The following is a 23088-nucleotide window of genomic DNA, read 5'->3' on the forward strand; positions in this document are numbered from 1 at the left end:
ATTATACCTTCAAGATTATAAACTTTTTATAATCCTCAGGTATTCCAATATCTATAAAATAATCTTTGAAAATTTCAGCTCTAGCATTTAAATTTTTATAATTATTTTGTAAAAATGTTTCAAAAGAAAATTTATCTTCTAAGATGAAATCTTCAAAAATAGTTTTAGATATAAGATAAATTCCCCCATTTATCAAACCTTGCTTTAAAAATTCCTTTTCTTTAAAAGATTTAATAAATTGTCGATCATCAAGTTCTACTGCACCATATCTATCAAAATCTTGCATATACTTTAAAGCAAAACAAATTCTACTTTGATTTAACTTTAATTTAGATAAATCAATATCAAAAAAGGTATCCCCATTTAAAACATAAGTCTTATCTTTTATAAAATTTAAAGCTTGTTTTATAGCCCCACCTGTTCCTAAAGGCTCTTTTTCTATACTGTATTTTATTTTTATACCTAAAAATTCATCTTTAAAATATTCTTGTATTATTTCATATTTATAAGAAACCGCTAAAATGATTTCTTTAATATCTTGTTTTTTAAGGTATTTAAAAATAAATTCTAAAAAAGGTTTACCATTTACTGGTGCCATAGGTTTTGGAATACCACTTATCACACTTTTTAAACGCATTCCTAAGCCTCCACAAAGTATTATTGCTTGCAATCAAAACCTTTGCCAAAAAATTCTTCTTTAACTACAATGCGATCTATTATTGTGTATTGGATACTTTCTCCATTACTTACTAGTAAAGTTTTATTTCCATTTTTATACGCATTTGCAACTATTGAATAAGAGTTTAAATTTTCCATGACTTAACTCCTTCTTTTGCAAATGCAAAATCTTGCACATAACCTTGCTCTTTATTTAAAGCTTGAATTAAATCATATTTTTTAATAGGATCTACGAAAAAAAACATAAATCCACCCGCTCCTGCCCCACTTGTTTTTCCACTATAAGCCCCATTATCAATAGCAAGTTTATAAATTCTTTCAAGTTCATCATTACTAACAATATCAGAAATAATTTTTTTTGATTGCCAAGATTTACCTAAAATAGAAGCTAAAGTATCAAAATCAGCCTTAAACAAAGCCTCTTTCATCTTTATAGCATCTTCTTTTATAGCATGCATAGCTTTTAATGATTTATCATCACCTAATTTTCCTTTTTTATGCTCTTCTATATCTTTTGCCAATCTAGTAATATTTGTAAAATAAAGAACTGTTCTAGCTTCAAGCTCATTTGCTATCCAGTTTTTAATGCGCAAAGGATTAACAATAACACGTTTATTATCATAAAATTCCATAAAATTAAAACCACCAAAAGTTGCAGCATATTGATCTTGAGCGCCCCCTACTATGCCCATATCCTCTCTTTCTATCTCATAAGCGAGTTTAGCAATTTCATATTCTCCTAAAGGAAGATTAAGCCATTCTACAAAAGCCTTTATAATACCTACAACCAAAGTAGAACTTCCACCCAAACCGCTACCACTTGGTACATCAGAATAAGTATGCAAAGAAAAACTTAAAGGTTTTTTTGTAAAATCTTTAATTATACGGTTATAAATACTTTTAAAAATATCTAAATTTCCATCATATTCTAAAAATTCTTTGCTTTCATGCTCTGCATAAGAATTGGTATCTGGGGAATCAAAAATGATTTTTTTATCTTTTCTTTCAATCAAAGTACAATGTATATACAAAGATATGGTAGCATTTAAAACATAACCCGTGTATTTATCACAATATAAATTAATATCAGTTCCTCCACCTGCTAAACCTAAGCGTAAAGGAGTTTGTGTACGTATAGTTTTCATAGATATCCATATTTGCTATAATTTATATATAAATTATAGCAAAACTATACTTAACTTTTATTCATATAAATTAAACATTTGCAAAACGATTAACTTTCATCATTTCAAATGCTCTTAAAAGTTCCTTAATACCATCTTCTAATGAAACATCTGGTTTCCAGCCTGTAGCTTCTAATTTAGCATTTGAAACTAAATAATCTCTTTTATCTGGATCTTCACCTATATTAGCAGAATGGATATAAAAATCAGGAACATATTTTTTAATTGTTTCAGCAAGCTGTCTTTTAGTTAAGTTTGCAGCACTTAAACCCATATTATAAGCTTGACCTTTCATTATATCATAATTTTCTATACCATGAATGAAACCTTTTACAACATCACGAACATGAATATAATTGCGCCTAAAATGTTCTTCAAAAAGTACTATAAATCTATCCTTATAAGCACGATAAGTAAAATCATTAACCAATAAATCAAGTCTCATCCTAGGGGATATCCCAAAAACAGTTGCCAAACGAAAAGTTACACAATTTCCCTTATCAAGTAAATATTCTTCTGCATGAACTTTATCAATTCCATATTCTGAAATAGGACATAAAGGAGATTCTTCAGTACACATTGTATCTTTTTGACCTATCCCATAACCACTATTTGTATTAGGATAAATAAATATTTGAGAAGAACTTGCACAATCTCTTATCATTTTTATGGCTTCATAATTAACCATCTTAGCAAGCTTTGGATTTTTTTTACAAAGAGGAGCACCTACTAAAGCAGCCAAAGGAATAATAATATCAGATTTTGCAACTTCTTGCCTAATAAGATTTTCATCCATAGCATTACCATTTATAAAAGTAAAATTTTTATTATGCGTACAAGACAAAAGAGAAATTTGATTAAACATCAAATTATCTATAACGCAAACTTCGTATCCTTTATCAAGTAAAATTGGAGTTAAAACCGAACCTATATAACCTGCACCACCTGTAATTAAAACTTTTTTTGACATATTTTTCCTTTAAATCGATAGTTTTATCGATTTAAAGGAATTCTGCCTCTTTTAATTTCATTTCTCCAGTGATCTAACAAATCTTTAAGCATTTGTTTAACAGGAATTTCAGCTTTCCAATCGATAAAACTTTTTATTTTTGTGTTATCAAACATTTGATAATCTGCATCAATAGGACGCATTCTATCTTCATCTTGTTTTATCTGTATACCCCCCCCCTATATCACTAAAATTCAGTAATATATCTATAATTTCAGGAAGTTTAAAAGCCTCTTCTCCTGCTATATTAAAAGCTTCACCACAAGGCACATTACCTTTTTTGCTTTCAAGTGAAAGCAAATAATAAGCCCTAATAGCATCACGACAATCTTGAAAAGTCCTCACACTAGAAAGATTTCCCACTTTTATAACAGGCTCTTGATAGCCAGCTTCAATCAATGCAATTTGTTTAGCAACCGTACTCTCAAAAAAGACATCACTTCTTCTTGGACCACTATGCGTTCCCATTCTAGTAACAAAAGTTTTTATTCCATAAGCTTCTCCGTAAAATCTTCCAAGATAATCAGTTCCGATTTTGCTTATACTATAAGGACTTGCTCCATGAAATTGTGTTTCTTCATTTAATTTAATACCAACTTTAGCTTTTCCATAGACTTCACTTGATGAACATATATGAACCACAGGATCATAACCATCCTTTACTTTTAAAAGTCTAATGTTCTCTAAGATATTTGCACTACCTATGATATTGGTTTGTAAAGTTTCTATAGGTATATCAAAAGAAGTTTTTGGATAAGACTGTGCTGCTAAATGAAAGATCACATCAGGACGCTTATTTTCAAAAAGTTTTTGTATACTAGAATAATCATTTAAATCTGCATAAAAAATACTTATTCTATCTTTTTTATTTATTCTCTCGCTAAGATGATAAATATTATCCATACTTTCTTGCCAACGCATCATACCTATGATTTCATAATCTGTATTGGCGAGTAAAAAATCTGCCATTTGAGATCCCACTTGCCCTGTAAAACCTGTAATTAATGCTATTTTTTTCATAAATACCTTATCATTTTATAATATTTCACTTTTCTAAGTACCAATTATACATCATTTTGATACCTTCTTCAAGTTCAATTTTATGTTTCCATCCTAAAGAATGAATTTTAGAACAATCTAATAATCTATTCATAGAACTATCAGGTTTAGTAATATCGAATTTAAGCTCTCCTTTATAAGCTACAATCTTTTTAATAAGTTCTGCTAATTCCTTTATACAAAGATCTTTATTAGTGCCTATATTAATATGAGTATTTTTGATTTCTTTTATATTTTTAATATATAAATCTTTAAAATTAATATTTTGCATGATATAAATACAAGCATCAGCCAAATCTTGGCTATGTATAAACTCACGTCTTGGTTTGCCACTACCCCAAAGTTCTACGCTTTTCTCATCAATACCTTGGTTTTTTAAATATTGTTTTGCTTCATTTAAATCACTAATCTTTAAATCTAATAAAAGTTCTTCATATCTTGATTCGTGTAATAATTTTGCAAGATGAATTTTTCTTAACATTGCAGGCAAAACCTTAGCCGTCTTAAAATCAAAATCTTTAGTTTCTCCATATAAATTTGTCAAGGCCACGCAAATAAAATTAGTATCATATTGTAAATTATACGCTTCAGCCATCTTAAGTCCTGCTATCTTAGAAATAGCATAAGGCTCAGCTACATAGTCTAACTCAGCACTTAACAATGCTTCCTCTTTAATGGGATTGATTGCTTTTTGTGGATACATCCAAGAGCTTCCAAAAAAAATAAGCTTTTTTACATTATACATATAAGCATTATGAAAAACATTATTTTGTATCATTAAATTTTCATATAAAATATCAGCAGGAACCCTCATTCCTAAATGTCCTAATTTAGCTGCAGCAAAAAAAACATAATCAGGCTTTTCATAAGTAAAAAATTCTGCAACTTTTCTTTGATCAAGCAAATCTAATTCTTTATGATCTCTTATAATAATATTAGTAAAATCTAATTCTTTTAATCTTTTTAAAATAGCACTTCCAGCAGTTCCACTATGTCCTGCTATATATATTTTTGAATCTTTTTGCATTAATTATCCTTTTTCATAGCAAGAATATCGCGTTCTGAAAGAATAGGTGTATTAGTAGGCCAATTAATGCCTATTCTTTCATCATTCCATGCATAAGTAAATTGCTCATTAGCATCTACATATTCCCCCAAATAAGCACATTTATAGTAATAAACAGCACTTTTACTACTAACATAATGTCCATTTCCAAAACCTGCTGGTACTAAAATAATTTGCTGGTTATCTTCATTGATAATAAATTTCTCATGTTTTAAATAGGTTGGAGAATCTTTTCTACAATCTACCACAACTTGATGCACCTCGCCATAAACACAAGTAGCTAATTTATAAGTTTTTGTATCCCCATGGATACCGCGAATCACATTATATTTAGAGTGTATAAATTTATCATGTATAAACTTTAATCCCTCTGGCAATAATTTATCTATAGTTTCGCTAGTAAAAGCTGTCCAAATTTCTCCTCTTAAATCTCTAAATTTATTAGGAGTTATAATATAAACACCTTTTAAAATATCTGATTCTTGTATATCAAATTCTATTGCCATTATTTTCCCTTACGTTTAAAATTTTTATAAAGCTTATATATTTTATAAGGTAATAAAAAATAAGCCCCTCTGTATCTTTGTTTATGAGTTTTAAGCAACAAATCACCCAATTGATATGAAAGATGTTTTTTGCATTCCAATGATTCATTATAATCTGGACAAGATTTAAGATCTATATCTTGCATAGGATAATTTTTTAAAAGTTTATTTTGTTTTTTTTCCTGTCTTAAAATATGAAATATTTTCATTATCTCCATTTTTATTAAAGCATTACCTAATTTATATTTTATACTTGATTTAACATAACCTACAGCACTCAAACAATCTAGATCTAAATATCTAAGCAATAATTCTTTATCAGTATCATTTTTACTATTTAACAAAATCGATTTTAAATATTGAGCCTTTTTAACATCTCCTAAAAAAGTACAAATTTTAAAACCTACAACAATGATATAAGGATATTGCTCATCATTAAAATTTATATAATCATCATAACATTCATGAAAGGCACCTAAAGAATAAGGTAATAAAGTTTGAAAAAAAGCCTCATAACGCGTTTCTAAAATTTCTTTAATATTCTGATTAATTTTAGTATAATTACCTTGGATAAACAAACATTGCATAATATAAATTCTATATCCATCATTATCATGATCAAAATTTAAAGCTTGATTAAGATATTTAATTTGATTCTCTAAAGGTAATTTTAATTCTTTAGAAAGTTGAAATAATCTAAACAATGACATAGCTTGTTGTAAGCAATGCAAAGGAAATTTATTCATATTTTGATTGATCAATTCTAATTGTTGCCTGTTTGAAAAAACATCATGAAATGATATTAATTTATTGCGTCCAGAAATCATCATAGCCAGTTTTGAAAAAACAGATTCTTTTGCTGAGTAAATTTTTTCAGCTTTAGACATAAAATTAATTTCAAAAAAAGCTCTTTGCATCTCTGTATAATCAGATTTTATAAAAGAACCAATATCAATTATATTTAAATGACTATATTGCTGAAAAGATTTTAAATAACGCACCAATTCTTGATTGGCGTTTAAATCCTGTCCAAAAATTATAATATTATGGTTATTATCTAGCTCTTTTATAGCAAGCTCTAAAGCAATCTCATAAGGAAAAAGTCTCTCAACAACAGGTGTAAAACTAGGGGCTTTTCTTATGTTTGAAAAAATAATATCCCCTCCTCTAATATGCAAAGCTATAAAATTACTTTTTAATTGCATAATATCTTTTTCAACTTTAGCTAAGATATCTTGATACTGTTTTGAAAAACTAATTGTCTTACAAATCTCTTGTATTTCATATAAACATTCACTTTCTTCACAGTTTTCAATCCATAAGCTTGGCAAAATATCTGTAGAATACCATCCCCATTCTTGTTCAAAATTCTCTTCACTATTTAAAAATTCAAAAGTTCTTTGATATTTTCTTATAGTATTACCATGACTATATTCTAATCCTTCTGAAGGTAATAAATATTTTTCAATAAAATCTTCACCAAAGACAACATCAACCTCATCCATACAATTACCCAAATAATTCAATTTTTCATTTTTATGAGATTCTGTAATCCCCATAAAAGCTAAATCTATAGAGTTATGCCATAAAAATCCAAATTCAAAATCCATTTTTTTAGCTAAATACATACCTACTAAAATACTAGCTATTCTCATCCCTAATCCATCTGGTTTAGATGATATAATATAACCTTTTTTTCTTTTTTTAAAAATTTCAACTTTAGCCAAATTCAGAACCTTTCTTTCTAAAACTATCTTCACATATCGTGCTTGAATTTTATGAGATAAAATAATATTACATTCAAGATTATTATATTTCCATAAATAAAAATCTTGAGGAATGAATGTCCATTGTATGTTATTAGTTGAAATATAAATTTTAATATCATGTACATTAGATCTTAAAAAAATATTCTTATTTGTAAGAATTTTTATTTTTTCTAAGAAATATAAGTCTAATAAATCAACCATCCACCAAGATTCTTCATCTTTAGAAGTACAAACTGTATCTTCAAGAATAATCTTGGTATTTATCAGTCTAGAAGCATCATTAAATTTAGAATAAATACTCAAAGAACTCTGCATTGCTTTTTTATTTTGAGAAATATTAATCAAAGCATAATCAGGAAGTAAAAAATAAGATTTTTTATCATTATTATAATTAGCTTTTTTCACTTTTTTCTTTTTATATATTTTATACCAAATAAAAGGCAAAATCAAAGGTTTACCCAAATACCATTGTTTCATTGATTTAATTAAAGTTTCACCTATTTTATAAGAAAGATGATTTTTTACTCGCACAATATCATTATAATCAGGATATTCATCTAATCTAGGAAGTATTTTTTGTTTTTTATTAATTTGAAATTTTACACATTCAAAAATTAATCTAAACGGTATTAAATAAAAATTATATATTTTACTATGAGTAATAATATATCCTAATTTATAAGAAAGATGATTTAAAATTCTATATCTTACCAGTCCATATTTAGAAAAAAACTCAAATTCTGGATAGCGTTTAGCATTAATTTTATAAATAGGTTTATGTTGTTTAAAAAGTTCTTTAACTTGTCTAGGATCATATCTTAATTCAGAAAAATCAAAATACCAAAAATACAAAAATACAAACAAAGCTTCTTCTAATAATATCCCCTTATCTTTATCATAATTATATGCAATAAATTCTCTAATATACCATGCATTCAAAAAAATACTACTTTTTGTATGATATTCTTTAATATTTTTTATATCTCCTTTAAAAATATTATATAAATCCTGGATATAAGGAGGTACGCTGGATTTACTTGCAACCTTATCATAAGAAGCTGTAGATTCTTTACGTATACGATAATAATATAAGACTTTTGGAAATACATAAATATTATCAGCTTGAGCAAAAAGTAATATACCAAAATGTACATCTTCATGAATCAAACCATCCAAAAATTTTAATTTTATTTTTTGCAAATAGGCAAAAGAATATATACCCCCACACACACACCAAAAAGGAAGGTCAGCTTGAATTTTTAAACACCTTTGAATCCATTGCAAAGCTGTAATTTTTTCTGGTTTATAATATTCATAAATTTGCATCTGCGATTGAGTTAAATTAGTTTTATATTTATAATGCTTTTCCTCGATATTATCATAAAACATTTGATAATCAAACCAAACTATGTCCATTTGATCAGATCTTTTAATACATTCTTCAATACAATCAAAACTCCAATAATCATCAGGATCTAAAAATACAATATAATCTATTTTAGGGTTTTTAAATTCTTTTAAATCTTTTTCATCTTTAAAAGCTTTAAAGCTTTTATATACTTTGTGTATATTATAAGGATTATGTTTAGATAATTGAAATTCTATTAAAGTATTTTCTTTAATATGTGTAGTGATATTTTTAAATTCATATTCTTGGCTAAAATATTCTATGCCTACATTTCTAGCTGTACTTTGTCCTCCATTTTCTTTATCAAAGAGTATAAATCTTTCATCTTTTAAAGTATATTCTTTAGCTATATTTAGTGAATGTTCATCTGTACTTCCATCATTTACTAATACAATTTGTAAATTCTTATAAGTTTGATTGATTACACTATCTAAACATTCTTTTAAATATTTTTCTACATTGTATACAGGTATGACTACGCCAACGGTTTTCATGATTTCCTTTTTATTTCTTTTTTAATAGTTTGATACAAAAATTTGATATACCCCCCCCCTGTACCAAGTTTTACTTGCCTTTATAAATTCTTTTCCTAATTTATAAGAAAGATGATTTTTAAATTTTATTGCTTCATTATAATCAGGATAAGTTTCTAAAGGAGGTAATTTTAAAGAAGGATATTTTTTTATTTTAAATTGATAAGCTTTTTGTTCTTGTTTATGTGAAATAACAATACTTATTAATATAAAAGGTAATAATATATAATTTAATACATTTTTAGAATTTATAATCATAGCTTGACCTAATTTATAAGAGAGTTGATTTTGAATTCTTTGTTTGGCTGTACCGTGTTGGGTTTGAAAGTATAGTAAGTTTTCTTTAGTTATTAGTATTTCATTATTGGTTTGCAAAGTTTCATTTAAATTATGTATTTGATTGTTTTTAGAATTAATAATATTTTCAAAACTAAGTATTGTAGTTTCAATATTAATTGGTAATTGATTTTGATAAAAATTAATTCCTGGCATATCTTTGGCTAATAAAATATCATTGATACAATTATCGTATCTGTTTTCTAAAATAAAATCATTGTTTGCATAAGCAGATAAAGGAAAATAATTGGCTAAAGTGCTATGATCACATAGGGTATAGATATTAACACTATAGAGTGATTTTAATAATTTTAATACTTGTATATCATATTCTTTAGAATGGCAATTTGAAGGTTTGAAATTTATCATGTAGGGAAATAATTTTTTTATATTTTCACTCATGGCTTTAAAAGCATAAATATTTTCTCCTTCATAAAAATCTATCCCACACAAATATATGTTTTTATACCCTAGTGCTATGGCTATAGCACACATATATATACCAGAAGTAATTCTTTTATTAAAATAAATTTCATTATATTTGATATAAGCATAAAATTCTTTAAGATTTTCAATAATTTCATAGCCAAGTTTAGCATCAGGAAAAAAATCATAAAATTTATTTATAAAATTATCATTTTCAATAAAAGGTAGTTTAAATGTAGAGCAAATAATCTTATCTATAGTATATTCATTATTAAATTGGAGTTGTTTAGTAGTGTGGTATTGTTCTAAAAAAACACCTGGATTAAAAAATACAGCTTTGATATTTTTTCCCAAATGATACTTATCTTCAAAATAAAATTGATTACACCTAAAAACATCATATTCTTTAGGTAATCTTTGATAATTAATAGTTTTAAGACTAGGTCCATTTCCTGCTATGATGATATTTTGCATAGATTATCCTTAAAATGAAGATAGATTGATTTTAATTCTTTTGTTATTCTGTTTTTAGGGATATTAAAACACCTTCTATCATTTTTTTAATATCGCCATCAAGAATGCTATCTACTTGCGAAAAAGCTTGTCCACTACGATTATCTTTAACTTGCTGATAAGGAAAAAGCACATAAGATCTTATTTGATGTCCCCAGGCTATATCGCTTTTTTCATTTGTGTTGGCATTATTTTGTTGTTTTGCAAGTTCAAGTTCATAAAGTCTTGATTTTAACATTTTAAAGGCTGTAGCCTTGTTTTTGTGTTGGCTTCTATCATTTTGACATTGTACAACTATACCTGTTGGAAAATGTGTGATTCTAACAGCTGATTCTGTTTTATTAACATGTTGTCCTCCTGCTCCACTAGCACGATAATAATCAATTCTTATATCTTTTTCTTCGATTTGGATTTCTATATCATCATCAAGTTCAGGGCTTACCATAACGCTTGAAAAACTTGTATGACGTCTACCTGCGCTATCAAAAGGAGAGGTTCTTACTAAACGGTGTATACCATTTTCAGCTTTTAAATAGCCATAAGCATTTTCCCCTTTGACCAAAAAACTTACATCTTTAAGTCCTGCTTCTTCGCCTTCTTGAAAATCTAAAGTTTCAGCTTTAAATCCTTCTCTTTCGCAAAATCTTAGATACATTCTATAAAGCATACTTGCCCAGTCATTGCTTTCTGTTCCACCTGCGCCAGGATGGATAGAAACTATAGCATTTTTATTATCATTTTCCCCGCTTAAAAGCATGGAAATTTCAAGATCAGTAATGCTATCTTCAAGTTTGCTAGCCTCGTTAAATAAAGCTTGTAAGGTTTCTACATCATTTTCAGCATTAGCAAGATCAAAAAGTTCGCTTGCATCATTTAAAATATTAAAAGCATTTTCATAGTTTTTAAGTAAATTAGTGATTTTAGTTTTTTCTTTGCCTATAATGCTTGCTTGTTTAACATCATTCCAAAAAGATGAAGAATTTTCAAGATCTTCAATTTCTTTAAGTCTTGTTTTGATATTTTCAGGTTTAATGATAGAAGCTATATTATTGACTTTATTTTTAAGAGTTTTTAAAAGTTCACTAAATTCGTAATTATCCATAAAATTTTTCTTTAATTATAATTATATTTTTTTGATTTTTTAGGTATTATATCAAAACAACATTAATAATTAGGAAAAATATGCCAAAACTTTTTTTAATGTCTTTAGGATGCAATAAAAATTTAGTTGATAGTGAGATTATGTTAGGTAGACTTAGTGCTTATGAGCTGTGTGATGAGCCAAGTAAAGCTGATGTTTTAATCATAAATACTTGCGGTTTTATCCATAGTGCAAAACAAGAAAGTATTAATGCAATTTTAGATTTGCATAATCAAAGAAAAAAAGATTCGCTTTTAGTTGTAACGGGTTGTTTAATGCAGCGCTACCGTGAGGAGTTGATCAAAGAGCTTCCAGAAGTAGATCTTTTTACTGGTGTGGGTGATTATGAAAGAATCGATGAAATGATACTTAAAAAAACCAATTTATTTTCTAATTCAACCTATTTGCAAGGTGAAAATGCTAAACGTATTATCACAGGTTCAAATTTTCATGCTTTTATTAAAATTGCTGAAGGGTGTAATCAAAAATGTTCTTTTTGTGCTATTCCAAACTTTAAAGGTAGATTAAAATCACGTGAAATAGCAAGCATTATAACAGAACTTAAAGAATTAGTAGCAAGAGGTTATAAGGACTTTTCCTTTATCGCACAAGATACAAGTTCTTATTTATTTGATAAGGGTCAAAAAGATGGTCTTATACGTTTAATTGATGAAGTAGAAAAAGTTCAAGGTATTGAAGCGGCTAGAATTTTATATCTTTATCCAACAAGCATAAGTGAAAACTTAATCAAACGTATTATAGATTCTAAAATTTTTGTTAATTATTTTGACATGCCTTTGCAGCATATTAGCAATCATATGCTTAAAATCATGAAACGCGGTGTAAATCAAAATAAACTTAAAGAAATGCTTTCTTTAATGAGAAGCGCCCCAGATAGCTTTTTGCGTACAGGATTTATTGTTGGGCACCCTGGGGAAAGTGATGAGGATTTTAAAGAACTTTGTGAGTTTTTAAAAGATTTTGCTTTTGATAGAGTGAGTGTTTTTGCTTATTCTAAAGAAGAAGATACTTGTGCTTTTTACATGGAGCAAGTGCCTTTTAAAGTGATCAATCAAAGACTTGATGTGATAGAAAAACTTGTAGATAAATGCATAGAAAAAAGTTTTGAAAAAGAAGTGGGACAAAAACGTTTAGTTATTTGCTCTGGAGAAAGTAGTGAAGGTGAATTTTTTATAGCAGGAAAAGATTTAAGATGGGATAGAGAAATTGATGGAGAAATTCTTATTAATGAAAGCGAATGTGGAAATTTGGAAATAGGACAAATTTATGAATGTGAAATCATTCAAAATGTAGATAACAAACTTATTGCTAAAGCTTTAAGAAAAATACATGCAGCTTAAAGGAGAGATTTTAAATTTATTAAGAAAGGGAAAAAATTTATTAGCCTTTTCTTATGGGAGTGATTCTAGTGCACTTTTTTATTTTTTATTACAAGAACAAATTGATTTTGATTTAGCGATGATAAACTATAAAATGAGAAAAAATAGTGATTTAGAAGAATTAGAAGCTAAGAAACTTGCTTTAAAATTCCATAAAAAAATTTTTATTAAAAGTGCACCTGTTTTTAAGAATAATTTTGAAAAAAATGCTAGAGATTTTCGTTATGATTTTTTTGATCAAATTTGTTTTGAACAAGGGTATGAACATCTTATTTTAGCGCATCATTTAAATGATCAGTTTGAATGGTTTTTAATGCAAATTTCACGTGGGGCTGGTTTGCTTGAAATTTTGGGTATGCAAGAGCGTGAAAAACGAAAAAATTATACCATAGTGCGTCCTTTGCTTTTTATAGATAAAAATGAAATTTTATCTTATTTAAAACAAGAAAATATTTTTTATTTTTATGATAAGAGTAATGATGATCAAAAGTATTTTAGAAATTATATACGAAAAAATTTTTCAAATGAATTTGTAGGTAAATTTCATCAAGGATTAAAAAGAAGTTTTGCTTATCTTGATAAAGAAAGAAAAGAACTTTATGATTTTGAAAGTATAAAGCAAATACAAGGAATGATTATTTGCCCTAAAAAAGAAAGTTTGATTGCTAGAGCAGTTAAAATGAAGGGTTTGATTTTAAGTGCAGCACAAAGAAAAGAATTGTTAAAAACAGATTGTGTTTTAAGTGGAAAAATAGGTATTGTTTATAAAAATACAAGTGCTATAGTTTTTGAATATGAAACTTGTGATAAACTGCCTAAAACTTTTAAAGACTCATGTAGAATTGCTAAAATTCCTAAGCTTTTAAGGGCTTATTTATATAATCATAAAATTGATATTTTAATGCTTAATTTCTAATTTTAATATTTTTTGATAACCCAAATGAATAAGAAAAATCACAAAAAATACCTGTAAAAAAAGTCCTAAAAGAGGTATGGACGAAATTAGATAAAAACAAAGTGTGCTAAATTTAAATTCAAAAGATGAAAAATTTGCATTAAAATGATTGAAATTGTCTTTATCTAAAATTGAACTTGTAATATCTAGCATCAAAAGTTTATGAAAAAGATAATAAAAAGCAAAATAATATACAAAAATATTGATAAAAGGTAAAAATAAAGCTAAAGTGCAAAGTAAGAAAATCCCTATAAATTTTAAAAATATTTTAATAAATTCAAAAAATACTCTTATACTTGAAATATTTTGACTTTCATAGTGATAATATTTTTTATTGATTTCTTTAGCAATAAAAGGAGTAAGAAAAGAAGTTATAATAAGAGCTAAGAAAACTGAAGCAAAGATAACAATAAAAGCTGAAAATAAAAAACTTATAATAGTAATTAAAATTTGTATAAAATGAAGGGTATAAAACCAAGCCCAAAAAGAATCCTCGCTTACACTAAATAAAGCATTAAAATAATCAAGCAAATTAGAAAACCCCCAAATTCCCAAAAGAGTCATACATAAAAGACTAAAGATTAAAGGAATAAGGGCAAATTTTAGGAATTTTATACTAAAAAAATCTTTAATGCTAAGCTTGAGAATATTCATTTTAAGCTTTTTGATAAGATTTTTCTAGTTTTTTATAAATGGTGTCAAAGTGAAGTTCTTCTTTTAAGATTTCATTTAAGACTTCATTATCTTCTTTTCCATTCCATATTTTTTTGTAGCTACCATTTTTATAACCATGATCTTGTCTAAAAATATTTAAAATATTCTTTCCTATATAAAGTTTATAAAGATTTTCAAGATTAAGACCGCATTTAATTGCTAGGGTGAAATAAATCCAAAGCAATTCCCCAAGATCAAACCCAAAACCACTGCATTTATGAATAATGAGTTCTATATCATTTAAAATATCATAAATATCACTCTCATTGGGATGTTCTTCTTCCTTGCAAAAGTCTTGAAAAACGTTTACAGAATTAACTTCTGTAGCAATAAGCTCAAAATTTTTATCACGATACTTTTCAAGTAAAAGACTTAAAATAAAATGCCAAATATCTACAATTTCTATACGTACATTTTCCCAATTTATAGGATTAGAAATATTTTTCCAATGTTTCCAATTAAAAGAATCTATAAGTTCAGCACATTCCATATAGATGCAACGTTTCCAATTTATAAGTTTTCCTTCTTTAGTATAGCCATCTTCCCAGTTTAAACCATTAGTTTGGTCATTTAGTTTTTGTTGGAGTTTGAGCATATTTTCTAAAATTTCTATATTTGTCATTTAAAAACTCCTTATATTTTTAAATATTATATAATTTAAGCGTAAAGATTTATTGTATGATTGTGATTTTCTTTAGCTTTTAAAGTCGTTTTTTATTTTTTATAAAATTTTTAACCTTATATAAAATAATATTCATTGTTTTTATTATTTAAAATCGCAAAGTTTGATTTGTAAAAAAGTCTTTAATCTAAATAAGTTTAAGTTCTTTGATATGATAAATACCAAATATTATTTTAGTTAAAATGATAAAATTAACTAAATATAAACCTAAAAGATAAAGACTTTTGCCTCCTCCATTTTTTATATAACTTATGCTTTTAATGATATAAAGCTTATTTTTGCTTTAAATTTATATAAGCATGAAGTTATATTAACTTCCTTGTTATACTTATGTTATATAAATCGGTTTTTTTTAAAAATATTTTAGTATAATTTTATTAAATGGATAAAAAAATTTTAGAATTTATAAAAAGCGAACGCCTTTTATCTTGGGCTATGATAGATGAAATAGGTGTTTATATAGCTAATGCTTTTTATGCTTTTGATGAGGAAAATTTAGCTTTTATTATTGCTTCACATGAACATACTAAGCATATAAAATTAACCAGTCAAAATCCTAATATAGCTTTAAATATAGCCAAAGACAATAAGATAGCTTTTTTAAAAGGTATTCAAGCTAAAGCAGAATTTAAAATAGCTAGTAAAGAACAAATAAAAATTTATTTTTCTCGCTTTCCTTTTGCAAGATTGGATAAGAGTGCAAAAATTTATGCTTTAGAACTTTTTTGGTTAAAATTTACGGATAATGCTTTAAAACTTAGTAAAAAACTTGAGTTTTATAAAAAATAAAATTTTTATGATTTTTGTTTAAGAAAATAAGTTATCATTATAGCTTATCCAAAATTTAGGTATATAAATGTTAAATGTAATTCACGCTTTGTTTTTTAGAGAATTAAAAACTAGATTTGGTAAAAATAGATATTTAGGTTATATATGGGTAGTTGGAGAACCTATGAGTATAGTACTTTTAGTGACTATTATAGGAACTGTTATAAGAGAATATCATCATCAAGTCATGCCTGAAGGCATTTCTATTTTTATGTTTTTAACTAGTGGTATTATGCCCTTTTTTATGTTTAGAAGTATAGTTACTCAACTTATGAATGGAACTCAGGCTAATTTAGCTCTTTTTGTTTATAAACCTGTAAAACCTATCCATGTTTTTATTGCTAGAACTTTATTGGAATTTTGTATTTATTTTGTTATTTTTGTTACTGTGCTTTTTTTTGCAGGATGGTTTTTTAGGATTGATGTATTACCCATTCATTTAATTGGGGTTTTATTTTCCATTTTTTTACTCATATGTTCAGCTTTTGCCTTAGGAATTTGTTTTGCTATTATTTGGCATTTTGTAGAACCTTTAAGAACTTTGCTGGGTTATTTTAGTATAGTATTTTATTGGACTTCTGGTATTATTTTTCCTACCTGGCTTACTCCAAGACCCTTGCTTGATTTATTTTATTATAATCCTTTGCTTCATATCATGGAGCTTTTAAAATTTAATTTTTTTGAAAATTATCCTTTGCAAGATGAATATAGCTATTTTTATGCTATGTTTTGGATCTTGCTTGTTTTGTTTATGGGGCTCTTTTTTTATTATTATAATAGACAAGCTTTAACTGCGGCGAAAAAAGAATGATAAAATTACTTAATTTAACCAAATCATATCCTTTATTTAATGGTGGAAGGCATTATGTTTTTAAAAATTTTACTTTTGAATTCCCTGAAAATTGCAGTATAGGTTTAATGGGATATAATGGAGCAGGCAAATCAACCCTTATGAAACTTTTAAGTGGTGCAGAACTTCCTGATAGCGGTAAGATAATAACCAATAAAAAATTATCTTGGCCTTTAGGTTTAAATGGAGCCTTTCAAGGGTCTTTAACTGCTAGGGATAATGCTAAATTTGTAGCTAGGGTATATGGTTATAAGGGTAAAGAATTACAAGAAAAAGTACAGTTTGTAGAAGATTTTGCTGAACTTGGAAAATTTTTTGATGAACCCATGAAGACTTATTCTTCAGGTATGAGTGCTAGGATAGCTTTTGGACTTAGTATGGCTTTTGATTTTGATTATTATTTAATCGATGAAGCTGGTGCTGTTGGAGATCCTGCTTTTAGAGAAAAAAGTGTTAAATTGTATAGAGAAAGACTTAGTAAATCAAAAGTAATCATGGTTTCTCATAACGTAGCTGAAATTAAAGAATGGTGTGATAAAATAATTTATATGAAAAATGGACAAATTACAGTTTATGATGATGTTGATGAGGGAATAGCTGTATATCAAGGAAAAGCTTAATGGAAGAAAATAAAACTTTATTAGAAAAAATCAAAGATTTAAGTATATTTGATTCTTTTAAAATTGTTTGGTTTATTATGATTTTTGTTGTGATTTATTATGTATTGATTGCAGCCCCTCGTTATGTAAGCACCATGGTTTTAGATGTAAGATCAACAAGCGGGGAAAGTGCTCAAGCAAGTGGAATTTTGTCTTTGCTTGGAGGTGTTTCTACAACAAGTGAAGATATAAATTATTTAAAAGGCTATATAGAATCAAATGATATGTTAAAAATTCTAGATGAAAAAATCAAGCTTAAACATCTTTATCAAGAACAAAACTTAGATTTAGCTTATAAAATTTGGGATTTTACTTCTATGGAATCTTATCTTAAGTACTATCAAGCAAGGGTTAGAGTGCGTAGTGATGAAACGACTAAGCTTTTAAAGGTTGAAGTAGAAGGTTTTACTCCTCAATCAGCTTATTTGATTGCTCAAACTATTATGCAAGAAAGTGAAAAATTTATTAATGAAATTTCTCATCAAGCAGCAAGAGAACAAATGGCTTTTGCTGAAGGTGAAGTTCAAAAATATAAAGAGCGTTATCAAAAAGCACAAGATAATTTAATCGCTTTTCAAAATAAATATGGGGTTTTTAATCCTCTTAAGCAAGCTGAAACCAAAGCTAATTTAATAGGACAAATTGAAGCTAATTTAGCTCAAAAAGAAGCAAAATTATTAACTTTACAAAGTTATATGAATGATATTGCACCTGAAATTATAGCCCTTAAGGATGAAATTGCAGCTATTAAAAAACAACTTTTAAAAGAAAAATCTAAAATTTCAGCTAATAATTCTTCTCAAAAGCTTAATGATTTAGCCGCCAAATTTCAAGATTTAAGTATAGAAGCAGCTTTTACGCAAAAAGCTTATGAAGCAGCTTTAAAAGCTTATGAAAGTGCTAGAATAGGAGCTTTAAGAAAAATCAAACAACTTGTTATTATCCAAAGTCCGGATATACCACAAAGTGCAAAATATCCTGAAAGAATTTATAATATTTTAACAGCCTTTATTGTATTATCTTTAATTTTTTGGATTATTAAATTTATTAAAATGATTATAGAGGAGCATAAGTATTAAAAATGAAAAAAATATTGATTTTATTTTTTACTTGTATTTTATGTTTTGGAGCTGTGGATGTATCCCAAATTGTTGCTGCGGATGATCAAAATCTTAATCCAAATATTATAGATCAAAATATAAGCTCAAACTTTAATACTACAAATAAAGAAAATGAACTTCTTAATATCCATAAAGATTTGGTTTTTGGATCCCATCTTTTTAATGGAAATTTTAAAAATTATAATCAAAGGGTTTATAATCCAGACTATAAAATTGCAGTAGGTGATCAAATCAGTCTTAAAATTTGGGGTGCTGTTGAATTTGCTCAAGTATTAGTAGTAGATTCTCAAGGTAATATTTTTATTCCTAAAGTAGGGGCTATAAATTTATTGGGTGTGAACAATAGTGCTCTTGTAAGTGTTATTAAAGCTCGTGTTAATCAAATTTATAAAAATAATGTTTTTGTTTATGCGGATATGAATACTTATCAAAATGTTAGTGTTTTTGTTACAGGAAGTGTAAATACTCCAGGGCTTTATCAAGGACTTAGCTCTGATTCTGTGATACAATACCTTGATAAAGCAGGTGGGATTAATTTAGAATATGGAAGTTTTAGAGATATTGAAATTTTACGCAATAATAAGGTCATAAAAAAGGTTGATTTGTATGATTTTTTACTAAAAGGGCAAATGGATCTTTTTCCTTTTAGAAGCGGAGATGTTATTTTAGTAGGAAATGTGCAAAATTACGCTTTTGTTCAAGGTGATGTACAAAGACCTTTTCGTTTTGAGTTGGCTAGTGATATTAAAACTTTAGCTGATTTAGCTAGAGTATGTGGGGCTAAACCTATTGTAACTAATGCCGTTGTAAAAAGTTATAAAGAAAATCATAAGTTAGATGTAAACACTTATAATAAAATGCAATTTTCAAAAGTTTTAATTAAAACTGGTGATGAAGTAGAATTTCATCCTGAATACATTGCACAAAATATAACTATAACAGTAAATGGTGAGCATAATGGTTTAAAAACTTTAGTTCTTGCTAAAGGAACAAGTTTAGAAGATGTTGCTAGATTGATTAAAACTAATCCTCAATCAAATATGCAAGCTTTGCAAGTTTTTAGAAAAAGTGTAGCTAGGACTCAAAAAGAACTTATTAATGCTCAGCTTAAGGAGCTTGAAACTTTAGCCTTAACGAGTAGTTCTGTTACAGCTCAGGGTGCAGCAATAAGAGCCCAGCAAGCAAGGACTATATTAGAATTTATTCAAAGGGCTAAACAAGCACAACCTAAAGGACAAATCGTAATTGATAATCCTAAGTCTTATAAAGCGGTGATTTTAGAAGATGGTGATACTATAAATGTACCAAGTAAAAATAATCTTGTTATAGTTCAAGGTGAAGTATCTTTACCTGGTGCTTTTGTATATGATAAAGCTAAAGAATTAAAGTATTATATCAATCTTGCAGGAGGTTATGCAGAAAGGGCTGATACTTCAAAAATTCTTGTAATACGAAGTAATGGTAAAGCTGAAAAGTATCGTAATGGTGTGGATATGAAACCTGGAGATTCTATTTTGGTTTTACCAAAGGTTGAAAGTGAGAATTTACAAATTTTTTCAATGTTAACTCAAATTCTTTATCAAATTGCTATTGCAACGAATGTTGTGCTTAATTTTTAAGGTTTGATTATGGATATTTTTGAAATAGCAAAGGGAATTTTTGAAAAAGAAGCTAGAGCAGTTTTGGATTTGGTTAAACATTTAGATGAAAATTTTAATCAAGCCATTGATTTGATGCTAAATACTAAAGGGCGTTGTATAGTTAGTGGAATGGGAAAGTCAGGTCATATAGGGGCTAAGATTGCTGCTACTTTAGCAAGCACAGGCACTCCAAGTTTTTTTATCCATCCTGGAGAAGCTTTACATGGCGATCTTGGTATGCTTACTCCTGATGATGTTTTAATTGCTATTTCAAATTCAGGAGAAACAGAAGAAATTTTAAAAATTATTCCTGTTGTTAAAAAGCGTAAAATTCCTTTGATAGTTATGTGTGGAAGACAAAATTCTACCCTTGTTAAACAAGGTGATGTATTTTTAAATATAGCTATAAAAGAAGAAGCTTGCCCTTTGCAGCTTGCTCCCATGTCTTCTACTACTGCAACTTTGGCTATGGGAGATGCTTTAGCTGCAGTTTTGATGAAGGTTAGAAATTTTAAACCAGATGATTTTGCACTTTTTCATCCAGGAGGAAGCCTAGGACGTAAGCTTTTAACTAAAGTTAAAGATCTTATGGTTTCTACTAATCTTCCTATAGTACATCCTGATACTGAATTTAATGATCTTGTTGATATTATGACAAGCGGTAAATTAGGTCTTTGTGTAGTGCTTGAAAATGAGAAATTAGTTGGAATTATAACAGATGGAGATTTGCGTCGTGCTTTAAAAGCAAATGATAAACCAAGATTTGATTTTAAAGCTAAAGAAATCATGAGTACTAATCCAAAAATAGTAGATATAGATGCTATGGCAAGTGAAGCAGAGGAGATTATGCTTAAACATAAGATCAAAGAAATTATTGTGGGAAAAAAAGAAAGGGTTGTAGGTATTATCCAGCTTTATGCTATAGGAAATGTTTAATGGCTCTTTTATCGGTTATTATTCCTTTTGGATTAAGTAAAGAGAGATCTTACATTAAAGATAGAGTGATTAGTAAGGCTTTATATTTAAAAAGCGATGAAAATATAGAATATATTTTTGTTGAAGGATATTCTTCTTTAGAGCATAATTTAAAACAAATCATAGAAGATAATGGACATATTTATTTAAAAGATGAAACGCAAAAAGCATATTTTTCTCAAGGAAAATGTAGAAATTTAGGTGCAAGTTATGCTCATTGTAATGTTCTTTTATTTTTAGATATAGATTGTTATATTTCTTTTGAAGGTTTTCAAAAAATTTTAAAATTAATTCAAATTAAAAATATTTCTCAAAATATTAATGCTTTAATGGTTTTACCTGTGGTGTATCTTAATCAAAAAGCTAGTAAAATGTTAAAACAATATGATGAACAATTTTGGGATACTATAATACAAGAAGATTTATTTATGGGGAGAAATACTTGGGTAAAATTTTTCGCTTTAAGTTCTACTTCAAGTGTTATTATTAATAAACATCAGTTTTTAAAATTAGGTGGTAATGATGAAAAATTTATAGGTCATGGTTATGAGGATTTTGATCTTTTTGCAAGAATTTTAATTGCTTGTGTAAAATTCGAAAAAATGCCTTCTAATTTAAATTATGATGCTAGAAATTGGAATTTTATTAATTTTAAGGGTTTTCGATCTTGGTTTTCTTTGCTTGGCTATGAAGCTTCTTTTCATGGTATTTATATGTATCATTTTTGGCATATAGAACCTAATCAAAACGCTTATATGGAAAATAAAGATCAAAATCATCAACTTTTTTACAAACATTTAAAAAATATTAAAATGCATAATTTAAAACCTTTGCAAGTTTTTAAAGCTAAAGATGAAAAAGTTTTAGTTCTTTTTAGGGATATTAGCTATGATTTTAGAGATATTAGTGTTTATATGGGGGAATTTATTTATAAAAATATCGATGAGTTTTATGTAAATAAGGAGTTAAAATTTTCTTTTTTATTTGATTTTTTAAAGGAAAAAAAAATTACTAAAATATTTTTGGATGAAAACATAAGAAATGAATCTTTAATAAATAGTTTGAGTCATTTAGATCTCATTTATTTTAAAAAAGGTGTTTTGCCTTATTCTTGGTTATTTTCAAGAAGTTTGGGTCAAAAATATGAACCTTATTTTAATTTAAATGAACAAGAACTTGAGAATGTGAAAGAGTATTTTTTAAATTTAAATAATGAAGAAAAAAAAGTTATTTTTGATTTTGCAAAGAAAAATTGTGATGTTAAGTGTGATATTTATAAATTACTTTATCACTTGATTAATCAAATATATAGTTTTGAATATGAAGGTAATTTTTATCAAATTATCATTGATGAAGAAAAAATATTTATGGGAAAAAAATATGATAAAACTTTTTATTCTTTAAAATCTTTTGTTTATAAACCTTATTTATATGAGCTTGCTAGAATTAAACCTTTTTTGTTTTTGATGAAAATTTCAGGTTTTGATTTTATAATGAGTGTCATTTCACATACTAAATTTTATCGTTTAGCTAGGAAATTGTTTTTCAATCCCCAAGGTTTTTTTGAAGATTTTAAAATAAAAAGAATAAAATGATA

General features: G+C 27.0%; 20 protein-coding genes and 1 pseudogene. 9 read left to right on the plus strand and 12 right to left on the minus strand.

The annotated features are described in order from the left end of the window. Position 1 precedes the first annotated feature (1 nt). From hddC to prfB, 10 genes and pseudogenes are all read right to left on the minus strand, one after another. Positions 2 to 670 carry a D-glycero-D-manno-heptose 1-phosphate guanosyltransferase gene (gene hddC / locus A2J15_RS04895; protein WP_066777555.1) on the minus strand — a complete coding sequence of 223 codons (669 nt, stop codon included), beginning with the start codon at positions 668 to 670 and terminating at the stop codon, positions 2 to 4. Continuing rightward, a complete protein-coding gene (locus A2J15_RS07590; RefSeq protein ID WP_162876107.1) occupies positions 658 to 816 on the minus strand; it encodes a hypothetical protein in 159 nt (52 codons plus the stop codon). Before A2J15_RS07590 ends, hddC begins: the two co-directional genes overlap by 13 nt. After that, positions 804 to 1823, minus strand: a complete 1020-nt coding sequence (gene hddA, locus A2J15_RS04900) for a D-glycero-D-manno-heptose 7-phosphate kinase (protein WP_066777553.1) — start codon at positions 1821 to 1823, stop codon at positions 804 to 806. The genes A2J15_RS07590 and hddA overlap by 13 nt, the downstream gene beginning before the upstream one ends. A gap of 70 nt (positions 1824 to 1893) precedes the next feature. Then, on the minus strand, positions 1894 to 2832 hold the full coding sequence (locus tag A2J15_RS04905) for an NAD-dependent epimerase/dehydratase family protein (protein WP_066777550.1): 939 nt from the start codon (positions 2830 to 2832) through the stop codon (positions 1894 to 1896). Positions 2833 to 2855: 23 nt separating this feature from the next. Further along, positions 2856 to 3891: pseudogene (locus tag A2J15_RS04910) on the minus strand (GDP-mannose 4,6-dehydratase). 25 nt (positions 3892 to 3916) lie between these two features. Further along, positions 3917 to 4957: a GDP-L-fucose synthase family protein gene (locus A2J15_RS04915; RefSeq protein ID WP_066777549.1), complete on the minus strand. Its 1041-nt coding sequence runs from the start codon at positions 4955 to 4957 to the stop codon at positions 3917 to 3919. Beyond that, positions 4957 to 5502, minus strand: coding sequence for a dTDP-4-dehydrorhamnose 3,5-epimerase family protein (locus A2J15_RS04920; RefSeq protein ID WP_066777546.1), 546 nt, complete (start codon positions 5500 to 5502; stop codon positions 4957 to 4959). Before A2J15_RS04920 ends, A2J15_RS04915 begins: the two co-directional genes overlap by 1 nt. Continuing rightward, positions 5502 to 9212, minus strand: coding sequence for a glycosyltransferase (locus A2J15_RS04925; RefSeq protein WP_066777543.1), 3711 nt, complete (start codon positions 9210 to 9212; stop codon positions 5502 to 5504). Before A2J15_RS04925 ends, A2J15_RS04920 begins: the two co-directional genes overlap by 1 nt. A gap of 21 nt (positions 9213 to 9233) precedes the next feature. Beyond that, a complete protein-coding gene (locus A2J15_RS04930) occupies positions 9234 to 10487 on the minus strand; it encodes an alpha-2,3-sialyltransferase (RefSeq protein WP_240621312.1) in 1254 nt (417 codons plus the stop codon). Between the two features lie 43 nt (positions 10488 to 10530). Then, positions 10531 to 11628 (minus strand): peptide chain release factor 2, encoded by a 1098-nt coding sequence (prfB, locus tag A2J15_RS04935; RefSeq protein WP_066777586.1) that lies wholly within the window; start codon positions 11626 to 11628, stop codon positions 10531 to 10533. Positions 11629 to 11708: 80 nt separating this feature from the next. Here prfB and rimO point away from each other — a divergent pair, with 80 nt between their 5' ends. Continuing rightward, positions 11709 to 13028 carry a 30S ribosomal protein S12 methylthiotransferase RimO gene (gene rimO / locus A2J15_RS04940; RefSeq protein WP_066777588.1) on the plus strand — a complete coding sequence of 440 codons (1320 nt, stop codon included), beginning with the start codon at positions 11709 to 11711 and terminating at the stop codon, positions 13026 to 13028. Further along, entirely contained in the window at positions 13018 to 13983 is a 966-nt protein-coding gene (gene tilS / locus A2J15_RS04945) for a tRNA lysidine(34) synthetase TilS (protein WP_066777591.1), read from the plus strand. Before rimO ends, tilS begins: the two co-directional genes overlap by 11 nt. Here tilS and A2J15_RS04950 read toward each other — a convergent pair. Beyond that, positions 13966 to 14676 (minus strand): EI24 domain-containing protein, encoded by a 711-nt coding sequence (locus A2J15_RS04950; protein ID WP_066777594.1) that lies wholly within the window; start codon positions 14674 to 14676, stop codon positions 13966 to 13968. The genes tilS and A2J15_RS04950 overlap by 18 nt on opposite strands. A 1-nt stretch (position 14677) precedes the next feature. Further along, complete coding sequence (gene dut / locus A2J15_RS04955; RefSeq protein WP_066777597.1) at positions 14678 to 15358, minus strand: dUTPase; 681 nt, start codon at positions 15356 to 15358, stop codon at positions 14678 to 14680. Between the two features lie 441 nt (positions 15359 to 15799). On the opposite strand from dut, the gene A2J15_RS04960 reads away from it, so the two are divergent. From A2J15_RS04960 to A2J15_RS04990, 7 genes are all read left to right on the plus strand, one after another. Beyond that, positions 15800 to 16207, plus strand: coding sequence for a hypothetical protein (locus A2J15_RS04960; RefSeq protein ID WP_066777606.1), 408 nt, complete (start codon positions 15800 to 15802; stop codon positions 16205 to 16207). A 67-nt stretch (positions 16208 to 16274) separates the two neighbouring features. Beyond that, positions 16275 to 17057: a capsule polysaccharide transporter KpsM gene (kpsM, locus tag A2J15_RS04965; protein WP_066777608.1), complete on the plus strand. Its 783-nt coding sequence runs from the start codon at positions 16275 to 16277 to the stop codon at positions 17055 to 17057. Further along, a complete protein-coding gene (locus A2J15_RS04970; protein WP_066777611.1) occupies positions 17054 to 17716 on the plus strand; it encodes an ABC transporter ATP-binding protein in 663 nt (220 codons plus the stop codon). Before kpsM ends, A2J15_RS04970 begins: the two co-directional genes overlap by 4 nt. Continuing rightward, complete coding sequence (locus tag A2J15_RS04975) at positions 17716 to 18834, plus strand: KpsE/RkpR family capsule polysaccharide export protein (protein ID WP_066777614.1); 1119 nt, start codon at positions 17716 to 17718, stop codon at positions 18832 to 18834. The genes A2J15_RS04970 and A2J15_RS04975 overlap by 1 nt, the downstream gene beginning before the upstream one ends. 2 nt (positions 18835 to 18836) lie before the next feature. Beyond that, positions 18837 to 20495: a polysaccharide biosynthesis/export family protein gene (locus tag A2J15_RS04980; protein ID WP_066777617.1), complete on the plus strand. Its 1659-nt coding sequence runs from the start codon at positions 18837 to 18839 to the stop codon at positions 20493 to 20495. Positions 20496 to 20504: 9 nt separating this feature from the next. Then, positions 20505 to 21452: a KpsF/GutQ family sugar-phosphate isomerase gene (locus A2J15_RS04985; protein WP_066777620.1), complete on the plus strand. Its 948-nt coding sequence runs from the start codon at positions 20505 to 20507 to the stop codon at positions 21450 to 21452. Next, positions 21452 to 23086, plus strand: coding sequence for a galactosyltransferase-related protein (locus A2J15_RS04990; RefSeq protein WP_066777624.1), 1635 nt, complete (start codon positions 21452 to 21454; stop codon positions 23084 to 23086). The genes A2J15_RS04985 and A2J15_RS04990 overlap by 1 nt, the downstream gene beginning before the upstream one ends. The last annotated feature ends 2 nt before the right edge of the window (positions 23087 to 23088 follow it).

It is taken from the genome of Campylobacter hepaticus (assembly GCF_001687475.2).
Taxonomy (GTDB): domain Bacteria; phylum Campylobacterota; class Campylobacteria; order Campylobacterales; family Campylobacteraceae; genus Campylobacter_D; species Campylobacter_D hepaticus.

What these genes read in the sequence shown, in the direction of transcription:
- A2J15_RS07590 (WP_162876107.1), bottom strand. Translation starts at nt 816, where the DNA reads ATGGAAAATTTAAACTCTTATTCAATAGTTGCAAATGCGTATAAAAAT.
- hddA (WP_066777553.1), bottom strand. Translation starts at nt 1,823, where the DNA reads ATGAAAACTATACGTACACAAACTCCTTTACGCTTAGGTTTAGCAGGT.
- A2J15_RS04905 (WP_066777550.1), bottom strand. Translation starts at nt 2,832, where the DNA reads ATGTCAAAAAAAGTTTTAATTACAGGTGGTGCAGGTTATATAGGTTCG.
- A2J15_RS04915 (WP_066777549.1), bottom strand. Translation starts at nt 4,957, where the DNA reads ATGCAAAAAGATTCAAAAATATATATAGCAGGACATAGTGGAACTGCT.
- A2J15_RS04920 (WP_066777546.1), bottom strand. Translation starts at nt 5,502, where the DNA reads ATGGCAATAGAATTTGATATACAAGAATCAGATATTTTAAAAGGTGTT.
- A2J15_RS04925 (WP_066777543.1), bottom strand. Translation starts at nt 9,212, where the DNA reads ATGAAAACCGTTGGCGTAGTCATACCTGTATACAATGTAGAAAAATAT.
- A2J15_RS04930 (WP_240621312.1), bottom strand. Translation starts at nt 10,487, where the DNA reads ATGCAAAATATCATCATAGCAGGAAATGGACCTAGTCTTAAAACTATT.
- prfB (WP_066777586.1), bottom strand. Translation starts at nt 11,628, where the DNA reads ATGGATAATTACGAATTTAGTGAACTTTTAAAAACTCTTAAAAATAAA.
- rimO (WP_066777588.1), top strand. Translation starts at nt 11,709, where the DNA reads ATGCCAAAACTTTTTTTAATGTCTTTAGGATGCAATAAAAATTTAGTT.
- tilS (WP_066777591.1), top strand. Translation starts at nt 13,018, where the DNA reads ATGCAGCTTAAAGGAGAGATTTTAAATTTATTAAGAAAGGGAAAAAAT.
- A2J15_RS04950 (WP_066777594.1), bottom strand. Translation starts at nt 14,676, where the DNA reads ATGAATATTCTCAAGCTTAGCATTAAAGATTTTTTTAGTATAAAATTC.
- dut (WP_066777597.1), bottom strand. Translation starts at nt 15,358, where the DNA reads ATGACAAATATAGAAATTTTAGAAAATATGCTCAAACTCCAACAAAAA.
- A2J15_RS04960 (WP_066777606.1), top strand. Translation starts at nt 15,800, where the DNA reads ATGGATAAAAAAATTTTAGAATTTATAAAAAGCGAACGCCTTTTATCT.
- kpsM (WP_066777608.1), top strand. Translation starts at nt 16,275, where the DNA reads ATGTTAAATGTAATTCACGCTTTGTTTTTTAGAGAATTAAAAACTAGA.
- A2J15_RS04970 (WP_066777611.1), top strand. Translation starts at nt 17,054, where the DNA reads ATGATAAAATTACTTAATTTAACCAAATCATATCCTTTATTTAATGGT.
- A2J15_RS04975 (WP_066777614.1), top strand. Translation starts at nt 17,716, where the DNA reads ATGGAAGAAAATAAAACTTTATTAGAAAAAATCAAAGATTTAAGTATA.
- A2J15_RS04980 (WP_066777617.1), top strand. Translation starts at nt 18,837, where the DNA reads ATGAAAAAAATATTGATTTTATTTTTTACTTGTATTTTATGTTTTGGA.
- A2J15_RS04985 (WP_066777620.1), top strand. Translation starts at nt 20,505, where the DNA reads ATGGATATTTTTGAAATAGCAAAGGGAATTTTTGAAAAAGAAGCTAGA.
- A2J15_RS04990 (WP_066777624.1), top strand. Translation starts at nt 21,452, where the DNA reads ATGGCTCTTTTATCGGTTATTATTCCTTTTGGATTAAGTAAAGAGAGA.